Raw genomic sequence first — 16,055 nt, 5'->3', positions numbered from 1 at the left:
GAGCTGGCTTGACGCAGATCAAGCTGGCGTCGTGGTGCACATCTAAGCTGCTCCACAATTCAATGCCGTGAGGTCGGGCGATGTCGCACAATGTTCGAATCTCCATCGGCATCGCCGTCCTGATCGCGCTGTCGGTGCTGTTCCTGTTCAGCCTCGTCCACACTGCTGCCGGGGCGCCGAGGCCCGGCTCGCGCGCGGTCGCTGCAGGTCATCGCCTGGCGCAGGCGTGGTGCCAGTCGTGTCACGCGATCGAGCCGCACATGGCCGGCTTCTTCCAGGAGGCACCGAGCTTCCAATCCATCGCCGACCGCAACGGCACCACCGCGCTCTCGCTCAAGGTGTTCTGGCGGACCAGTCACCAGACCATGCCGAATCTCGTGATCTCGCCGGAGCAGGCCGAGGTGCTATCGGCCTATATCCTGAGCCTGAAGCGCAATTGAGGGCCGGCTCAAGCAAGTGTTGCGAAAACAACCCCATGCACAGTAGCCATCCCCATGGAATTGCTCGGGGTTTTTCCTGACTTCGGCAAAATCGAACAGGATTTGACCCGTCGGGCAAAACAATGGCATGATGCCATCGTGGAACGCGGTCGGGGGCGTCGGGTGCGGCACCATCCCGGATTACGCTTGCGCTCCGTCCGGGCTACGCTCGCGCCTCAACTTGCGACGAGCCGCTCATGAGCTTCCTCCTCAACATCGACGTTCCCGACGTGGCGAAAGCCACGACGTTCTACACCGAAGCCTTTGGCCTCTCGGTCGGCCGCCGCTTCGGCGCCGACTTCGTCGAGCTCAACGGCTGGCCCGCACCGGTGTATCTCTTGACCAAGCAGGCCGGCACCATCGGCGCCGGCGGCGACCGCCGCCGCTATGAGCGGCACTGGACGCCGATGCATATCGACGTCGTCGTCGACGATGTCGATGCCGCCGTCGCGCGTGCCCTCGCTGCGGGTGCGATCATGGAAGTGCCGGCGAGCGATGCGCCGTATGGGCGGATCGCGATGCTGGCCGATCCGTTCGGGCACGGTTTTTGTCTGTTGGCGTTCAGCGCGCAAGGGTATGACGCGTTGCTTGAAGGTGCGTAGCCTAATCCGGGGCCGAGCGTGCTGAGCCACCCGGATTGCGCTTTGCTCCATCCGGGCTACGATCGCCTGCGGAAGGCTGCGCCGACATCGGAGCGACATGGCAAAGAAGCTGAAGACGTACCAGACCTCGCTCGGCTTCTACGATCAGGCGATCGCCGCGCCCTCGATGAAGGCGGCGCTTGCTGCCTGGGGCGCCAGCTCCAATCTGTTCCATCAGGGTGTCGCCAGGGAGACCGACGATCCTGATGTCGTCGCTGCAACCCTGGCGAAGCCGGGCGTGGTGCTGAGGCGTCCGGTGGGTTCGGACGGCCCGTACACCGAGAGCGCTGAGCTGCCGACAGATCTCGGTGACGGCGAGACGAAGCCCAGATCCAAGAGCAAGTCGAAATCGAAAAAGCGTCCCGCCAAGACGGCCCGGAATATATCTCGCGAGATCGACGCTGCGGCCGCGCGCAAGGCCGCCGCGGCTTTCGAGAAGGAGGAGCGGCGGCGCGAGGCAGCGCGTGCCAAGGAGGAGGCCGCTCGCGCGAAGGAGCGTGCGCGGCGCGACAAGGCGGTTGCCGCGGCGGAAGCCGCACTCGATAAGGCAAGACGCGAGCACGAAGCGAAGGCCGAGGCGATCGAAGCCGAGCGGGCCGCGCTCGAGGCGCGCGCCGAAGCGGAGCAGGAGCGCTGGGACAAGCAGAGGCACAAGCTGGATCAGGCGCTGCGCCGCGCGCGCGAGTGAGGGGCAGGTGCCGACGTCCGGGGAGATTTGTTGCTCATCCAGACCACTCTTGCGTCATACTCGCCGTCATTGCGAGCGGAGCGAAGCAATCCAGGCTCCCTCCGCGGAAGGACTCTGGATTGCTTCATCGCAAGTGCTCCTCGCAATGACGGGGAGAGGTCGGAGCGCCAAAGCGCACAGCGCTTATGTCCGCACCTCGCGCGAAATTTGCTTGCCTCGGCTGGCATCCTTTTGCACTCTTTAAGCGAAGGAGACTAACGCATGACCAAGATGACTGCCGCCTGCGCGCTCGGAACCGCCCTGGTTCTGAGCAGCCTTGCAATCTCGGACGCCGAAGCCCGGACGCGGAGAGCCGTCGTCGTTCGCGCGCCGCAAGAGCGGCTCGTCATCACGGCGCCGGTGCTGAGGCCGACGCCGTGGGATTACAACATCGTGCCACGCTATCGCTATCGCCCCGAGCACGACCGGGTCGATCCCTACGGCCCGCCCTTGGTGCCGTCCTACGTGCGCTATGAGGGATGGCGCTGGCCGTATTGGTGGTGAAGGCCGACGGACGCCAAACTGATCGGCGCATGAGCGTACGCTGACAGATGCAGGACGTGCATCTGCTCGTCATGGTCTCCACTTTCCATTCGGCAGAGAAGCGAAAGGGGCGGGGCTGCGCCGCCCGTGCTCCTACGGCCGCTCCGGTCCTTGCCTCTGATAACCAGGGGTTGTACGCTGCACTGCAGAAAAGTGCAGTGTAAATGGATCGGCTGAAATGAGCGTGGTTGAGAGCGTGGCGTCCGAGCAGCTTGCGGAGCCGAAGATGCCGCCGGGCGTGCTGACCGAAGGTCCGGTGGTCGAGGCCAAGTTTCGCGATTCCTACATCTCGTTCGCCATCATGGTCGGCGGCTCGGTCGCGGCGCTGGTCTGGGCCTTCTGGCAAGGCATCGGCTGGGTCGAGGTTTCGGTCTTCGCCGGCACGTTCATCATGTCCACGATCGGGATCGGCTTCATGCATCGCTACTTCGTGCACCGCAGCTTCCGCTGCGGTCCGGTGATGCGGACGATCTTTGCCGCGCTCGCCACCATGGCGGTGCAGGGCTCGATCCTGAAATGGGTGAGCAACCACCGGCGGCACCATCTGCACTCCGACCGGCCCGGCGACGTGCACAGCCCCTATTACGACGGCGGCGGCAATCCCTATACCAGCTTCGCCAAGGGCATGACGCATGCGCAAGGCGGCTGGGTGTGGGACCGCGAGACCACCGATGCCAGCTACTACGCCAAGGACATCCTGGCCGACCCGATCGCGATGTTCTTCACCAGGACGCGCTGGTACTGGTACGCGCTCTCGGCGCTGATCATTCCGGGCGCCATCGGCTACGCCTTCGGCGGCGTGCGCACGATGATCGGCTGCATCCTGTTCGCCGGCCTGTTCCGCAGCTACCTGATGACGATGGCGACCTCGCTGGTGAACTCGGTCTGCCACAGCGATGGCCGCTGGGGCTACCGCCGCTTCGAGACCCATGACGGCACGACGAACGAGCTGGTGACCACGCTGCTCACCTTTGGCGAAGGGCTGCACAACAACCATCACCGCTATCCGCGCGATGCCTACATCTCGCACGCCTGGTACGAGGTGGACATCAACGGGTTGATCATTCTGGGATTGGGGAAGCTCGGGTTGGTGCATGATATTTTCGCGGCGGGCGGTGCCGGCCGCCAACGTGCGGCGGATGCAGGGCCGGGCGAGCCTGCGCCAGCCGCCGTCGGGAATGCCTTCGAGGGCGACGACCTTCGCGCCCCCGGAACATAATCGTGCCCGCCAATGGCGGGCGCGATGCGGATTTCCGCTGCGCAGGCGGTTCGCCGGACGTTGAGGTTGGCGACAGTGCCGGTCGAACTCGTCGTCAGGTTCGCGCGTTCGAACAGGTGCACGGAAAAATTGAAGTTTGATGGCTCGCCGTCTCTGCGTGCAGAGTTGGCGATTGGGTAAAAGTGGCAAAGTGGAGACTGTCAAGAATACATAGAGGTAGAACGGCATTTATCCCCGTAATAAACCCAATGCTGCTTGGGGTTTTCAGCGCGTATTGGGAGGACAGTCATGGCAAGTGTCGAACAATTGCACAGACGGGACGGAGTGAACTTGGTCCAACTCGAAGCGGACATCACTTCGATCCGGTCGGGAAACTCCATTACTTCAGTTAATCTGCCTGATTACGTGGAGCACACCGCGGGCGTGTCGCGCGTCGGTGCGCTCAGTGCAGAAGCGGTCATTCGCGACTATGAGTCCGCTGCAAAAGAGATCGAGGCCATGGGCACCGAGTTGATCGACGCCGCGCAAAAATGCGAGGCGCTGACGGCCCAGGTTCATGATGCGATCGCCTTCATGCGAGAAACGGCGGCAGGCTACCGAGAAGAGGGACGCAAGATCTTCAAGCGTATCGAAGAATGCGCGCTGTTCACCGAAGACGTTCGCAAGACCTGCGAACAGGTCAAACGCAGAATGGCTGAAGTCTCGGTCGGCCCTTCCGATGAGGAGCTTGCGCCGCAAGAGCCCGAGCTGACGGGGATCGCGGCCAAGGTGACGATGAGCGAGATACGCTGAGGCGCACGCAGGGTCGGGCGTCAAATCCTTGCGGGATCACCAATCCGGGTCGCCGTAATAATAAGGGTCGGCCATATAGCGCGGCGGCATCCAGCCGCCTCGCGGCGGCGGCCTCGTCCGCCGTGGCGCGGCGTCTGGTAGGTGCGCCCGGGCACGCGCAGCCGTGTCGTTGTTGACCACGCTGCGCGCGACGGGCTTGGCGGGTGCAGAGGCGGATGGCGCCGATGACGCGCTCAGTTGCGTTTGCAACGCCTGGACCTGCGCGGCGAGGCGCGCATTGTCCGCCGCGTCCCTCTCCTGCGCGGCCTTGAGCTGCTCGATTGTGGCGGCCTGGTCGCGCAGGGTCTGCTCGCTGCGGCTCTTCAGCTGCTCGAGCTTGCCGTTGATGTTCGCAAGCTCGCTCGTGATGGCATTGAGCGATTGCGCGAGCTCGGACAATGACGGCTCGGCCGCCGTGGCGGCAGGCTTCGGGGCGCTTTCGGTGTCCTTGGGCCCCGGCGGCGCAGGCACCGGACTCGGCTCATCCGCGGCCGCCAGCAGGACCGTCGCCGGCTGCGCCGGACTTTCCGCCGCGGACGCTTGCGGGGGCGCGCTCGCGAGTGGAGCCCATCGCGCCATGATGGACTTGCCGATCGATGTCGCCTCGTCGCTGTATTGCGATGCGACGGCGGCACCGAGAAGGCCGATCGCCATCACGAGAATGGCCAAAGCGCGCATCATGGCCTTGTCTCCCCTCAGGCCCTGATTGCGTGGCTTGGTGTTTAGAACCCTGGCATCCGGCGTCGGCGCCTTGTTTGCGAAGGTGGCGGCTGCCGTCGAGGCGGCGCTTGCGTGCGAGGTCCGCGGGGCTTCGCTGTTGCGTTCCATTCCGGAAACCAGCCGGTCCAGCCGCGCAAGGTCTTCCTCTGCGCTCTTGATCCGGTCGTAGGCCCGCGCCAGCCCACCGTCGGCGCGCGCCTCGTCCGGCTTGGACGCATCAGGCTTGGCGGTATCAGGCTTGGCGTTATCGGTCTTGCCGGTATCAGGCTTGGGGTCGTTCGTGTCAGGCATCGATGCGCTCTCCATCCGGTCGGGCGTCAATGGGAGGCAGTCCGATCAAGGATAGGTCTCGCCGCTGTCAGACACAACGCGTGTGCAAAGGAGAAATTATGGCGGGCGAGGGAGCGAGCGGAGTGAGGGCGTAGGATGGGTTGTCGCCGCGACTGCGCAAAGCGCATTTCGTAGGGTAGTCGAGCGGATCGAAGCTCATCAACGAATGACGATCCCAGGGGCGTCCAGCCCCGCGGCGCTATGAACGTTCGCTGAGGGGAACGGGCGCTAGTCCATTCCGTTTCCTTTGAGGGGTTTGTCAGAGGAGGACAACATGAAAGCAATGATCATCGCGCTTTCGGCTGCCGTTGTCATGGCTACCGCACCAGCCGTATTTGCTCAGGGCGTATCGAGCAAGACGCCAGGTCATGAGATGCAGCAAATGGGCAAGAAGGGCGAGCCGGGCGCTTCCAGCTACGCTCCGGGACACAAGAAGAAGCAGCACGCGAAGTCCTCGAAGAGAACCAGCCCCGGCGCGTCGAGCTACGCTCCAGGACGGACTACAGGGCAAACCACAGGTCAAACCACAGGCGCGGGCACCGGGTCGACCACCGGCACGAAGTCAGGGTACTGAACTTCAGGCGGTCCTCAGGCGCGTAGAGTGAGTTAGCTCCGCGACGGCGCAAAGCGCAGGTCGGGTAGCGCAACCCACCTCTTTAATCTCGGCGGCGGAGAGGTGGTGGGTTACGCCGGCGGACCGCGCTTCGCGCAACCGCCAGCTAACCCACCTTACGTCCCGCGGCGCCGCAATGTGCACCCGTCGTCAGTGACGTATCGTGCGGATTTCGAGCGTGGTCTGGGTGAGCCTGGCCACGAACCCCTCAAGATGCATGACCCTTTCTCTGGTCAATTGTTCATGCAGCTCGGTGATCTTCTGGGATTCGGCGACAAACGAGTCGCAGGCCTGTTTCGCGTACGCCATCTGAAGCTCAAAGGCCTCGACGGGTGAACGCGCCGTCGCGAGCTTTCCCAGGAAGCTCCAGGCTTGCTCAAGCGAGGTCCTGATGTAGTCGCTATAGGCGTCGGCAATCGCCTGCGTACTAGCCTCCAAGGGTTCGACCGGTGCGACGGGTGGGCTTGCAGCGAGCTCCATCCCGGAAGCCTCGTTCGGCAAGGCTGCAGCCGAAGGTATCTCCGCACTGATCGGTCGGCTCGGCTCTTGCCCGGTCTCGTGCCTGGTCTCCGCCGGGGCATCCGGCAATTGATGCGCTGCACTTGCGCGTTGCTCGGCGGCCCCGGTCCGATGTCCCGATTTCTTCTTGCCGCCGCGCCGGCCGGATTTTCCCCTTGGCTTGTTGTCCACCGCACTCAACATTGCAAATGGCTCCTGAATATCGATGAAGCCGCGAGCCTCCGTCGCGTTTGCGCTGAAATCGCGATTGTGGGCTGTCGCTTGCGTGGCGGTCATGTGGTGAGATTTTGCCGCTGCATCGTCGAGGCATACGGCAAGACGTCGCCGATCCAGATAGCCGCGGGGTGGCCGCCTGTGTCGCCGCCTTAGAAGGCCGCCACACGGCATCGGGTGCGGCAACTCGGTTAACACATTGGTCATTTCTTTGCGGGCATTTTCACGACCTCAGTCAGCGAGGAGGCACCATGTCCGACATCACCATTCCCGGCGGCAAGATCCGTTCCTTCGTCGAGCGGATCGAGAACCTCGACAGCGAGATGCAGGAGTTGAGCGAACAGAAGAAGGAAGTCTTTGCGGAAGCCAAGGGCGAGGGTTTTGACGTGAAGATCCTCAAGGAGATCATCAAGCTGCGCAAGGAAGACAAGAACGAGCGCGACGAGCGCGAAAGCCTGCTCGACCTCTACATGCGCGCGATGGAGACGGCCTCGCCGGAGCAGGCGAAGGCGGCGTGAGACGATTGGGTTGATCGGTGAGGAGAGATGGCCGCGATCGAAAGGATTGCGGCTGTCGGTTCGGTGGAAGCCATGCAAGCTGGAGCGCGCGCGCGAAGCGCGAGCCCGGAATCCATTGCGCCACTCGTCGTGCCGCCCGATGGATTCCGGGCTCGCGCCCAAGCGGGCGCGCCCCGGAATGACGGTGTCGGCAATCAATAGCGGCCGCCGCTGCCCTTTTGCTGCGTGATCCAGTCCGACAATGATTTCGGTTTCGATTTCACAATCCGGCCCGGTGATGCCTTCGGATTGTCGCGGACACCTTTCGTCGGACGGGTACGCGGCGCTTCCGACTGCCTGACGCCCTTCAGGGCAGCCGCCGATGCCTCCGCGGCTTCCTTCTCCAGCCGCAACTGCTTCAATCGCGCCATCTTGATGCGCTCTGCCTCGACTTCGGGTCGTTCGGCGAGAAGCGGCTTGTGCTCAGCAAGCTCGGCCGTGACGACGACGGCGAGAATGGTCGCCTCGCCGAGCGCCTTGCAGGCCTCTAACCGATGCAGTCCCTCGACCAGAACGAGGCGGTCTCCGTCGAGCCGAACGGAGATGGGGGCCTGTTGTCCGATCTCCAGAATACTTTCCGCGATCTCGGCGACGGTCTCGGGCTTGATGGCTTTCTTCTGCTTGGTGGGAACGAAGATCTTCTCGATCGGGAAGCTTTCCGGTTTGGGCATGACTTTAACTCCGCTTCTACCAGGCACGTCGGAACCCATGCCGTTGAGGGTGGGAGTTTAGGGGGGAAGGGCGCAGCCACAAAGGCAATTTCGGCGGTGGGTATTGATGAGCCTCGAAGCCGGAACCACCGCGACTGCGGTGACGGTGCAAGAACCGTCACCGAGATCCCATCCCTAGGTTCGTTGTCGATTTACAAGCCGACCTGCGCTTCTCACCATATCTGGATATTTACGGACGATCGATATTGGCTCGAATCCTTGTCGATATTGGTTTCCGTGCGCTATCGCGAACTCATCCGAAAGTCTTTGCAGGACCCATCGAGAATATGGAGCAGTGACTTCGTGGTTGAGGTCATGTAACCCCCGACTTGACTGGGAAACAAAGTCATTGGCTAGGCTTACGCCGGAGGTCATTCCGTCGGAACGCTCATGTCTCGTCGCTGGAAATCTAACTGGCCAATGATCAACGCCACCTAGCTTCTGGTGCAAGTTATTGAGGGCCGCTGAGAAGTTGTGGTCAAATGGTGCGGACTGCTTCTGTTGATGGGCGACTATCACTGGAAACAGCACGCAAATTTCAATCTTTAGACGATTGTTCCAGGCGGACACCACGCTGCGGAGAATGTCGAAGACTTGCTCGATATCCCGCAGGGGTAAACCAAAAAAGTCAAATCCGTTGCTCAAGTATGTTGCTAGGCTAGTGTTGGGGGGTAGTGAGATTTTCGTTTCATCCAAGGGCGTTTGCGACAGAATATTCTCGATGAACTGTTGTCGCGAAACACGATCGAAGTAGTAGGTCCGGTCAAAAAAGCGAGAAAGGTAGCCTTGGCTATTAAAGCCGCCCCCATAGACCCCTTCTACTGCATGACAGAGCTGTGCTGTATCGGTCGCGATAATGAAAACGACTTGATCGATGTCGAACAAGTGCTTGACGCGTTCGAGCATGGCGATAGCAAACGTTGGTCTGCACCTGTCGAGCTCATCAATGAGGATAAACAGCGGGAGCGGCTGTCCCTTCTGAGATGCCTCCTGAAGAAAGCCATGAAGGCTTCGGCGGAACCGCTCGATCGTCTTCTTGCTTTCCCGAAAGGTTGCCAAAAGGGCTTTGCCTTTCTCGTCAATGATATCTCCTAACGATTTTGCTACGTCATCGCCAGTTTTAGCGAGATCGGGCGGAGCGCCTCCTGTTGATAGAATGGCGCCAATCTCATCGATCCCACTGCCGATGAGCTTCTTTGTCGCCTGTACCGCGGCTCCCTTGGCTGCGGCGATGGCGATGGCTGCTCCAGTACGTTTGACCTCATTCCATCGGTCGCGAACATGATTCTCGTGCTCAACTAGCGGTGCGACGGCTTGATCGACGGCGTTCATCACAGACAGGAGGGGATCGTCGGCGTGATCGTCATGCCAAGCGTTTACCTCTGCGACGAGAAAGTGTTCGTCTCGCAACATCCTCGCAAAACGCGAGAGAAAGAAGGACTTTCCTTGTCCCCATTGTGCGTCGATGTTTAAAACGTACGATTCTGACAGCTTGGCTTGCTTTCGTTCGCTAAGGCGGCCTAGTAGAAAGTCTTTGAGAAAAATGGCATCTTCGGCGCGACCCAAATGATCGTCCGCCCATAGATCACTGTATTTGTCCTCGGTCATCGAACGAGTAATCTTTCTACAATAGTTCGGATTGAGCTATCACGACGGCTTGAGCGGTACATTCGTTATGATCATCGCTTCGATCTGTACTAACGTTGTAGGCTAGCCATCCTCGGGATGGTCGCCCACGTAGCCGCAACTCTCGCATCCAACTTTGGTCGCTAACGGCAGAAGCGTTTGGGATTTGCAAGCCGGACAGATCGCCTGCAAATAGTTTGGGCGTCGCTCATTCCTGCGCATTAGTGCTTGATGTGCCTCATTGGATTTGAGAACACGGGCCGCCGCTTCAGCTCTTTCGCGCTCAATTTGAAGGCGTTCGTAACAAATTTCTGCGGCTGATAAGCTGACTATGAATTCGGCCGAAATTTCGAAGGGCGATGCCAATTCTGCCGCGCGAAGATCATCAATGAGAAACGCCGATGCGAAAACCTTCGCTTGATGTTCCGCCGACTCCGAAGCGTTGATCTTCGACAGGCTGGTTGTCCCTGCGGCGCCGGTTGGTCGATGATCTATGGCGCCGGAAGTGGCATGCAATACAGCGTGCCCGAGTTCGTGAGCCAGAGTCATCCTCGGCCGGTCGTCTCCCCAACATGCTTGAGAATCGATCGTTCTCTTCGCCGTGATAACGATGGTGCCGTCTATCTCTTCGGTTCTGGCGTCCTTGGTGCCGAGAACGTGGTCGTCGACGACATGATACCGAAGAGGCTTTTCACCCCGAAGCGTCAGGATCTTGTTCGAACGAAGAATCTGGCCGATGTAGACCGGCCAGATTCTCTTGATGCCAAAATAGGCTTTTGTGTTTTGGGCAATGCGACGGCATTCGTCGTTTGAGCGACGGGTAACGCGACGATCGTCGTGTTCCTCGTGATCCATTGCCGTCCTATTTGAGTTACCTTCTCACGAACATCCCGTCGTGGACCCGCACGTATCGCACTTCATGCACGTCCCATTCCGCACCAGCGTGAAGTTGCCGCACTCTGAGCACATCTCGCCCTCGTAGCCCTTGGCCTTGGCTTCCGCGCGGCGCTCGGCCTTTGTCGGAGCGGCGGTCGCGGCGCTGCCGGCCTTGCTCCATTGCAACTGCTCGAGCTTTTCCGTCGGCGACAGGTCGTGCTGGGCTTCCTGCTTCAGGGCGACGGCGCCTTCGATGGCGTCGCCGACGCGGGCGCTAGCGCCGTGGGCGGCGAGCGCCGTGACCCGGCTGCCGCCTGACGGTGCGCTGTCGTTGCCTTGGCTGACCGCGGCCGAGCCGCCGCGCATCACGACGAGATTGTCCGTGCGCGAGCGGGTGAGGCCGCGCGAGACGAGCTTGGTCGCGTGGTGGCCGCCGTCCTCGTCCGGCTCCTTGCCTTCCTCGACGCCCTTGCCGAGCGCGTCAAAGCCCGTCTCATTGGGATCGACGTGGGCGAGATCGAAGCGGGAGAGATAGCTCACCGCGAGCTCGCGGAAGACGTAGTCCAGGATCGAGGTCGCGTACTTGATGCTGTCGTTGCCCTGCACGGGGCCCGCCGGCTCGAAGCGGGTGAAGGTGAAGGCGTCGACATATTCGTCGAGCGGCACGCCGTATTGCAGGCCGAGCGACACCGCGATGGCGAAGTTGTTGATGAAGGAGCGCAGCGCCGCGCCTTCCTTGTGCATGTCGATGAAGATCTCGCCGAGACGGCCGTCATCGTATTCGCCGGTGCGGAGATAGACTTTATGTCCGCCGACCACCGCCTTCTGGGTGTAGCCCTTGCGGCGATCGGGCATCTTCTCGCGCTCGCGCATCACGACGATGCGCTCGACCAGCTTCTCCACGACCTTCTCGGCCACATGCGTGGCGCGCGCCGCCATGGGCTTTTCGTGCAGCAGCTCGACCGCATCGTCCTCGTCCTCGTCGTCGCTGATGAGCTGCGAGTTGAGCGGCTGGGAGAGCTTGGAGCCGTCGCGATAGAGCGCGTTGGCCTTCAATGCCAGCTTCCACGACAGCATGTAGGCGGACTTGCAGTCCTCCACCGTGGCGTCGTTCGGCATGTTGATGGTCTTGGAGATCGCGCCCGAGATGAAGGGCTGCGCCGCCGCCATCATGCGGATGTGGCTCTCGACCGACAGGTAGCGCTTGCCGATCTTGCCGCAGGGATTGGCGCAGTCGAACACCGGATAGTGCTCGGCCTTGAGGTGCGGGGCACCTTCCACCGTCATCGCGCCGCAGATGTGGACGTTGGCCGCTTCGATCTCGCGCTTGGTGAAGCCGACGGCCTGGAGCAGGTCGAAGCCGGGGGCTGCAATGGCTTCCGCACCGATGCCGAGCTGGTCGCGGATGAAATCCTCGCCAAAGGTCCACTTGTTGAAGGCGAACTTGATGTCGAAGGCGGTCGGCAAGGCCTTCTCGACCTTGGCGATGGCTTCATCGGTGAAACCCTTGGCCTTCAGCGTGGTGACGTTGATGCCGGGGGCGTTCGCCAGCGAGCCGTGGCCGACGGCGTAGGCCTCGATCTCGGCGATCTCGCTCTCGCGATAGCCGAGCGCGCGCAGCGCTGCGGGGACCGCGCGGTTGATGATCTTGAAGTAGCCGCCGCCGGCGAGCTTCTTGAACTTGACCAGCGCGAAGTCGGGCTCGATGCCGGTGGTGTCGCAATCCATGACAAGGCCGATCGTGCCGGTCGGCGCGATTACCGTGGTCTGGGCGTTGCGATAGCCGTGCTTCTCGCCGAGCTCGAGCGCCGCGTCCCAGGCCGCCTGGGCATGGCTGACGAGATCGGCTTGCGGGCAGGAGACGAGGTCGAGCGGCACCGGGTTGACGCTGAGCGCTTCATAGCCGTTGGACTGGCCATGCGCGGCGCGGCGGTGGTTGCGGATCACGCGCAGCATATGCGCGGCGTTCTTCTTGTAGCCGGGGAAGGTGCCGAGCTCGGCCGCGATCTCGGCGGAGGTCTTGTAGGTGATGCCGGTCATCACAGCGGTGAGGGCGCCGCAGAGCGCGCGGCCTTCCTTGGAGTCGTAGGGCAGGCCCATGGTCATCAGCAGGCCGCCGATATTGGCGTAGCCGAGGCCGAGCGTGCGGAACTCGTAGGAGAGCTCGGCGATCGCCTTCGACGGGAACTGCGCCATCATCACGGAGATTTCGAGCACGACGGTCCAGAGCCGGCAGAGATGCTCATAGCCCTCGACGTCGAAGCGCTTGGTGTCGGTGTTGTAGAACGTCAGCAGGTTGGCCGAGGCGAGATTGCACGCCGTGTCGTCCAGGAACATGTATTCCGAGCACGGATTGGACGCGCGGATGTCGCCGGACGCCTTGCAGGTGTGCCAGTCGTTCATCGTGGTGTTGAAGTGCAGGCCCGGATCGGCCGAGGCCCAGGCGGCGTAGCCGATTTTCTCCCAGAGATCGCGCGCCTTCAGCGTCTTGGTCACCTTCTTCGAGGTGCGGGCGTTGAGATTCCAGTCGCCGTCGGTCTCGACCGCGCGCAGGAAGTCGTCCTTCAGCGAGACCGAGTTGTTGGAGTTCTGGCCCGAAACGGTGAGATAGGCTTCGCTATCCCAGTCGGTGTCGTAGGTGTCGAACTGGATGTCCTTGTAGCCTTGCTTGGCGAACTGGATGACGCGCTTGATGTAATTGTCGGGCACCAGGCTGCGGCGCGCGAGCTTGATCTCGCGGCGCAGGGCAGGGTTCTTCTCGGGGTCGAAGCAATCGTCGCCCGAGCCTTCGCAGTTGACGCAGGCCTTCAGCACGGCCTTCAAGTGCTTCTGGTTGATCTTGGAGCCCGTGACGAGGGCGGCGACCTTTTGCTCCTCCTTCACCTTCCAGTCGATATAGGTCTCGATGTCGGGGTGATCGACGTCGACGACGACCATCTTGGCCGCGCGGCGCGTGGTGCCGCCGCTCTTGATCGCGCCCGCAGCGCGGTCGCCGATCTTGAGGAAGCTCATCAGGCCGGAGGAGCGGCCGCCGCCGGAGAGCTTTTCGCCTTCGCCGCGCAGGCGCGAGAAGTTGGAGCCGGTGCCGGAGCCGTATTTGAACAGGCGGGCTTCGCGGACCCAGAGGTCCATGATGCCGCCCTCGTTGACGAGGTCGTCGCCGACGCCCTGGATGAAGCAGGCATGCGGCTGCGGATGCTCGTAGGCCGACTTGGACTTGGTCAGCTTGCCCGTGAAGGGGTCGACGTAATAATGGCCCTGGCCGGGGCCGTCGATGCCATAGGCCCAGTGCAGGCCGGTGTTGAACCATTGCGGCGAGTTCGGCGCGACCATCTGCATGGCGAGCATGTAGCGGAGCTCGTCGTAGAAGGCCTGGGCGTCGTCGTCGCTGGTGAAATAGCCACCCTTCCAGCCCCAATAGGTCCAGCAGCCGGCGAGGCGGTCGAACACCTGCTTGGCCGAGAGCTCGCTGACATAGCGCTCCTTCTCGGGGAGAGCGGCGAGGGCTTCGGTATCGGGCACGGAGCGCCACAGGAAGGAGGGGACCGATTCCTCCTCGACCTTCTTCAGGCGCGCGGCAACGCCGGCCTTGCGGAAATATTTCTGGGCCAGCACGTCGGAGGCGACCTGCGACCACTCGCTCGGCACCTCGACGTTATCAAGCTTGAACACGACCGAGCCGTCGGGATTGCGAATCTCCGACGTGGTCAGGCGGAATTCGATTCCCGCATAAGGTGACTGTCCCGAAGTGGTGTGGCGCCGCTCAATCCGCATGGTCTTGCCCCGTCCTTTTCTTTGACCGGTCCCGCCCCTCGTTGTGGGCGTGCCGGGTCGTCATTGCATCTCGCGTTGCCTTCGGCCGTTCGGCCTCGAGGCACCGCAGTTCAGCCGGTGGATCCGGCCCTGTTTTTCCCGGCGCGACCTCGATGCGTCGCATCGATCATCCCGCCGGCATGTCCACACCCATCCGCCCCCAAGGGGATGTGCGCGACATGCGTTCAACGCCCCACAACGTCACTTCGTCATCGATGCCATCCGAGCCTGTTGCCGGCCCGTTCTGGCGCCCCGAAGAGCCTGCATTCCGAGGGCAGACAAGCCCTCATCCGCAGCCTTTGGCCGGCTGGCGGAGCTGAAATTTGCGAGACCCTTTGGGGGAGTGCCGGCGGGACGCAAACTCACTCGCGCCGAACGGACCGAAAGCTAGGACTCTCCGTTGCGCCCGTCAAGAACTAGTGCGAGTTCCTGAATCAAATACTAAATATGGTGGATTGCGGGGGATAACAGGGGTCTTCGCCGCGCCTGTCGTGGACCCAAGTATCAGTGAGTCCTCAGGGATTCCCAACTGAAAAAATTTGCATGCCGTGATGACGCGGGGCCTTCATCCCGCTGTTCACAGGGCAGGTATATTTTTGAGCAATGGGATTGCGTCAGCAGGACTCACGTAGCCCTACGGACGGTGAGGGCAGGCATGCCCGCCAAAGCGGTGGTGGGACCCGCGAATCCGGGCCAAGGTGACCGCCCGATTTGCCGGACTAGCCGACATGCTTGATTCGACGACGCCGGGCGTGCGGCCGCGCATCGCCCCGGCCGGCCTGATGTTCCTTGCGATCACCTCGATCGGCTGGGGCTTCAACTGGCCGGTGACGAAATTCCTACTTGCCGAGCTGCCGCCTCTGACACTGCGCGGGGTCACCGGTGTGCTCGGCGCGCTGCTGCTGGCGCTGCTTGCGGTGATCCGGCGGCAAAGCCTGTACGTGGAGGGCGCGATCTGGCCGCGCCTGCTCACCGCGGCCGCGCTCAACGTCACCTGCTGGATGGTGCTGATGGGCCTGGCGCTGCTCTGGCTGCCGGCGAGCGAGGCGGCGCTGATCGCCTATACGATGCCGGTCTGGGCCTCGATCCTCGCCTGGCCGGTCCTGGGCGAGCGGCCGACGGTCTTGCGCACGCTTGGGCTGGTGCTGGCTTTCGCAGGGCTTGCCTCGATCATGGGGGGCAACGGCCTTGCCGCCAGCACGGAAAAGCTGCCGGGCATCATCATGGTGCTGGTCGGCGCGTTCGGCTTTGCCCTCGGCACCGTGCTCTCGAAGAAGTACCCGATTCACCTGCCGCCGCTCGCGGCGGCAGCCTGGCAGATCGGGATCGGCTGCCTGCCGATCTCGATCGTCGGCCTCCTGATCGAGACGACGCATTTGTCGCATGTGACGCCGCTCGGCTGGTGGCTGCTGGTCTATTCGGTCGTCGGGCAGTTCTGCATCGCCTATGTCAGCTGGTTCGCAGCACTGGCGCGCCTGCCGGCCTCGGTCGCCGCGATCGGCACCATGGCGGTGCCGGTGATCGGCGTCGTGGCCTCGGCGGTCGCGCTTGGCGAGCCGCTCGGGCCGGGGCAGATCGCGGGGCTGGTGTTTACGCTGGCCGCGGTGGTGCTGGCGACACGGGGGTAGCCGTCCGGAC

At 62.5% G+C, this 16,055-nt stretch carries 15 protein-coding genes; 9 read left to right on the top strand and 6 right to left on the bottom strand.

The window, feature by feature from the left end; genetic code table 11:
• Nucleotides 1-80 precede the first annotated feature (80 nt).
• From I6F16_RS01820 to I6F16_RS01795, 6 genes are all read left to right on the top strand, one after another.
• Entirely contained in the window at nucleotides 81-440 is a 360-nt protein-coding gene (locus I6F16_RS01820; protein WP_036000186.1) for a cytochrome c, read from the top strand.
• Nucleotides 441-676: 236 nt separating this feature from the next.
• A complete protein-coding gene (locus I6F16_RS01815) occupies nucleotides 677-1,081 on the top strand; it encodes a VOC family protein (RefSeq protein ID WP_225173401.1) in 405 nt (134 codons plus the stop codon).
• Nucleotides 1,082-1,178: 97 nt separating this feature from the next.
• Complete coding sequence (locus I6F16_RS01810) at nucleotides 1,179-1,808, top strand: cell envelope biogenesis protein TolA (protein ID WP_225173400.1); 630 nt, start codon at nucleotides 1,179-1,181, stop codon at nucleotides 1,806-1,808.
• A gap of 261 nt (nucleotides 1,809-2,069) precedes the next feature.
• Complete coding sequence (locus I6F16_RS01805) at nucleotides 2,070-2,351, top strand: hypothetical protein (RefSeq protein WP_225140327.1); 282 nt, start codon at nucleotides 2,070-2,072, stop codon at nucleotides 2,349-2,351.
• A 217-nt stretch (nucleotides 2,352-2,568) separates the two neighbouring features.
• Nucleotides 2,569-3,609 (top strand): acyl-CoA desaturase, encoded by a 1,041-nt coding sequence (locus I6F16_RS01800; protein ID WP_225173399.1) that lies wholly within the window; start codon nucleotides 2,569-2,571, stop codon nucleotides 3,607-3,609.
• Between the two features lie 288 nt (nucleotides 3,610-3,897).
• On the top strand, nucleotides 3,898-4,401 hold the full coding sequence (locus I6F16_RS01795; RefSeq protein ID WP_036022860.1) for a hypothetical protein: 504 nt from the start codon (nucleotides 3,898-3,900) through the stop codon (nucleotides 4,399-4,401).
• 36 nt (nucleotides 4,402-4,437) lie between these two features.
• On the opposite strand, the gene I6F16_RS01790 is transcribed toward I6F16_RS01795, so the two are convergent.
• The gene (locus I6F16_RS01790; RefSeq protein WP_225173398.1) at nucleotides 4,438-5,451 is read right to left on the bottom strand and encodes a hypothetical protein; all 1,014 of its coding nucleotides are present in this window, start codon (nucleotides 5,449-5,451) and stop codon (nucleotides 4,438-4,440) included.
• Between the two features lie 313 nt (nucleotides 5,452-5,764).
• Here I6F16_RS01790 and I6F16_RS01785 point away from each other — a divergent pair, with 313 nt between their 5' ends.
• Nucleotides 5,765-6,064, top strand: coding sequence for a hypothetical protein (locus I6F16_RS01785; RefSeq protein WP_128261897.1), 300 nt, complete (start codon nucleotides 5,765-5,767; stop codon nucleotides 6,062-6,064).
• A 189-nt stretch (nucleotides 6,065-6,253) separates the two neighbouring features.
• Here I6F16_RS01785 and I6F16_RS01780 read toward each other — a convergent pair whose 3' ends face one another.
• Nucleotides 6,254-6,898 carry a phasin family protein gene (locus I6F16_RS01780; RefSeq protein WP_225173397.1) on the bottom strand — a complete coding sequence of 215 codons (645 nt, stop codon included), beginning with the start codon at nucleotides 6,896-6,898 and terminating at the stop codon, nucleotides 6,254-6,256.
• 188 nt (nucleotides 6,899-7,086) lie between these two features.
• Here I6F16_RS01780 and I6F16_RS01775 point away from each other — a divergent pair, with 188 nt between their 5' ends.
• Nucleotides 7,087-7,353 carry a DUF2312 domain-containing protein gene (locus I6F16_RS01775; RefSeq protein WP_025575662.1) on the top strand — a complete coding sequence of 89 codons (267 nt, stop codon included), beginning with the start codon at nucleotides 7,087-7,089 and terminating at the stop codon, nucleotides 7,351-7,353.
• Between the two features lie 194 nt (nucleotides 7,354-7,547).
• Here I6F16_RS01775 and I6F16_RS01770 read toward each other — a convergent pair whose 3' ends face one another.
• From I6F16_RS01770 to I6F16_RS01755, 4 genes are all read right to left on the bottom strand, one after another.
• The gene (locus tag I6F16_RS01770) at nucleotides 7,548-8,063 is read right to left on the bottom strand and encodes a ParB N-terminal domain-containing protein (protein ID WP_225173396.1); all 516 of its coding nucleotides are present in this window, start codon (nucleotides 8,061-8,063) and stop codon (nucleotides 7,548-7,550) included.
• 174 nt (nucleotides 8,064-8,237) lie between these two features.
• Nucleotides 8,238-9,710, bottom strand: coding sequence for a P-loop NTPase fold protein (locus I6F16_RS01765; RefSeq protein ID WP_225173395.1), 1,473 nt, complete (start codon nucleotides 9,708-9,710; stop codon nucleotides 8,238-8,240).
• Between the two features lie 102 nt (nucleotides 9,711-9,812).
• A complete protein-coding gene (locus I6F16_RS01760) occupies nucleotides 9,813-10,583 on the bottom strand; it encodes an ImmA/IrrE family metallo-endopeptidase (protein ID WP_225173394.1) in 771 nt (256 codons plus the stop codon).
• A gap of 24 nt (nucleotides 10,584-10,607) precedes the next feature.
• Nucleotides 10,608-14,378: a vitamin B12-dependent ribonucleotide reductase gene (locus tag I6F16_RS01755; RefSeq protein ID WP_225173393.1), complete on the bottom strand. Its 3,771-nt coding sequence runs from the start codon at nucleotides 14,376-14,378 to the stop codon at nucleotides 10,608-10,610.
• Nucleotides 14,379-15,145: 767 nt separating this feature from the next.
• Here I6F16_RS01755 and I6F16_RS01750 point away from each other — a divergent pair.
• Nucleotides 15,146-16,045, top strand: a complete 900-nt coding sequence (locus I6F16_RS01750; protein ID WP_225113962.1) for a DMT family transporter — start codon at nucleotides 15,146-15,148, stop codon at nucleotides 16,043-16,045.
• Nucleotides 16,046-16,055: the final 10 nt, after the last annotated feature.

Source organism: Bradyrhizobium sp. IC4060 (genome assembly GCF_020193715.1).
GTDB classification, from domain to species: Bacteria; Pseudomonadota; Alphaproteobacteria; order Rhizobiales; family Xanthobacteraceae; genus Bradyrhizobium; species Bradyrhizobium yuanmingense.
This window is presented reverse-complemented; position numbering and strand designations above follow the sequence as displayed.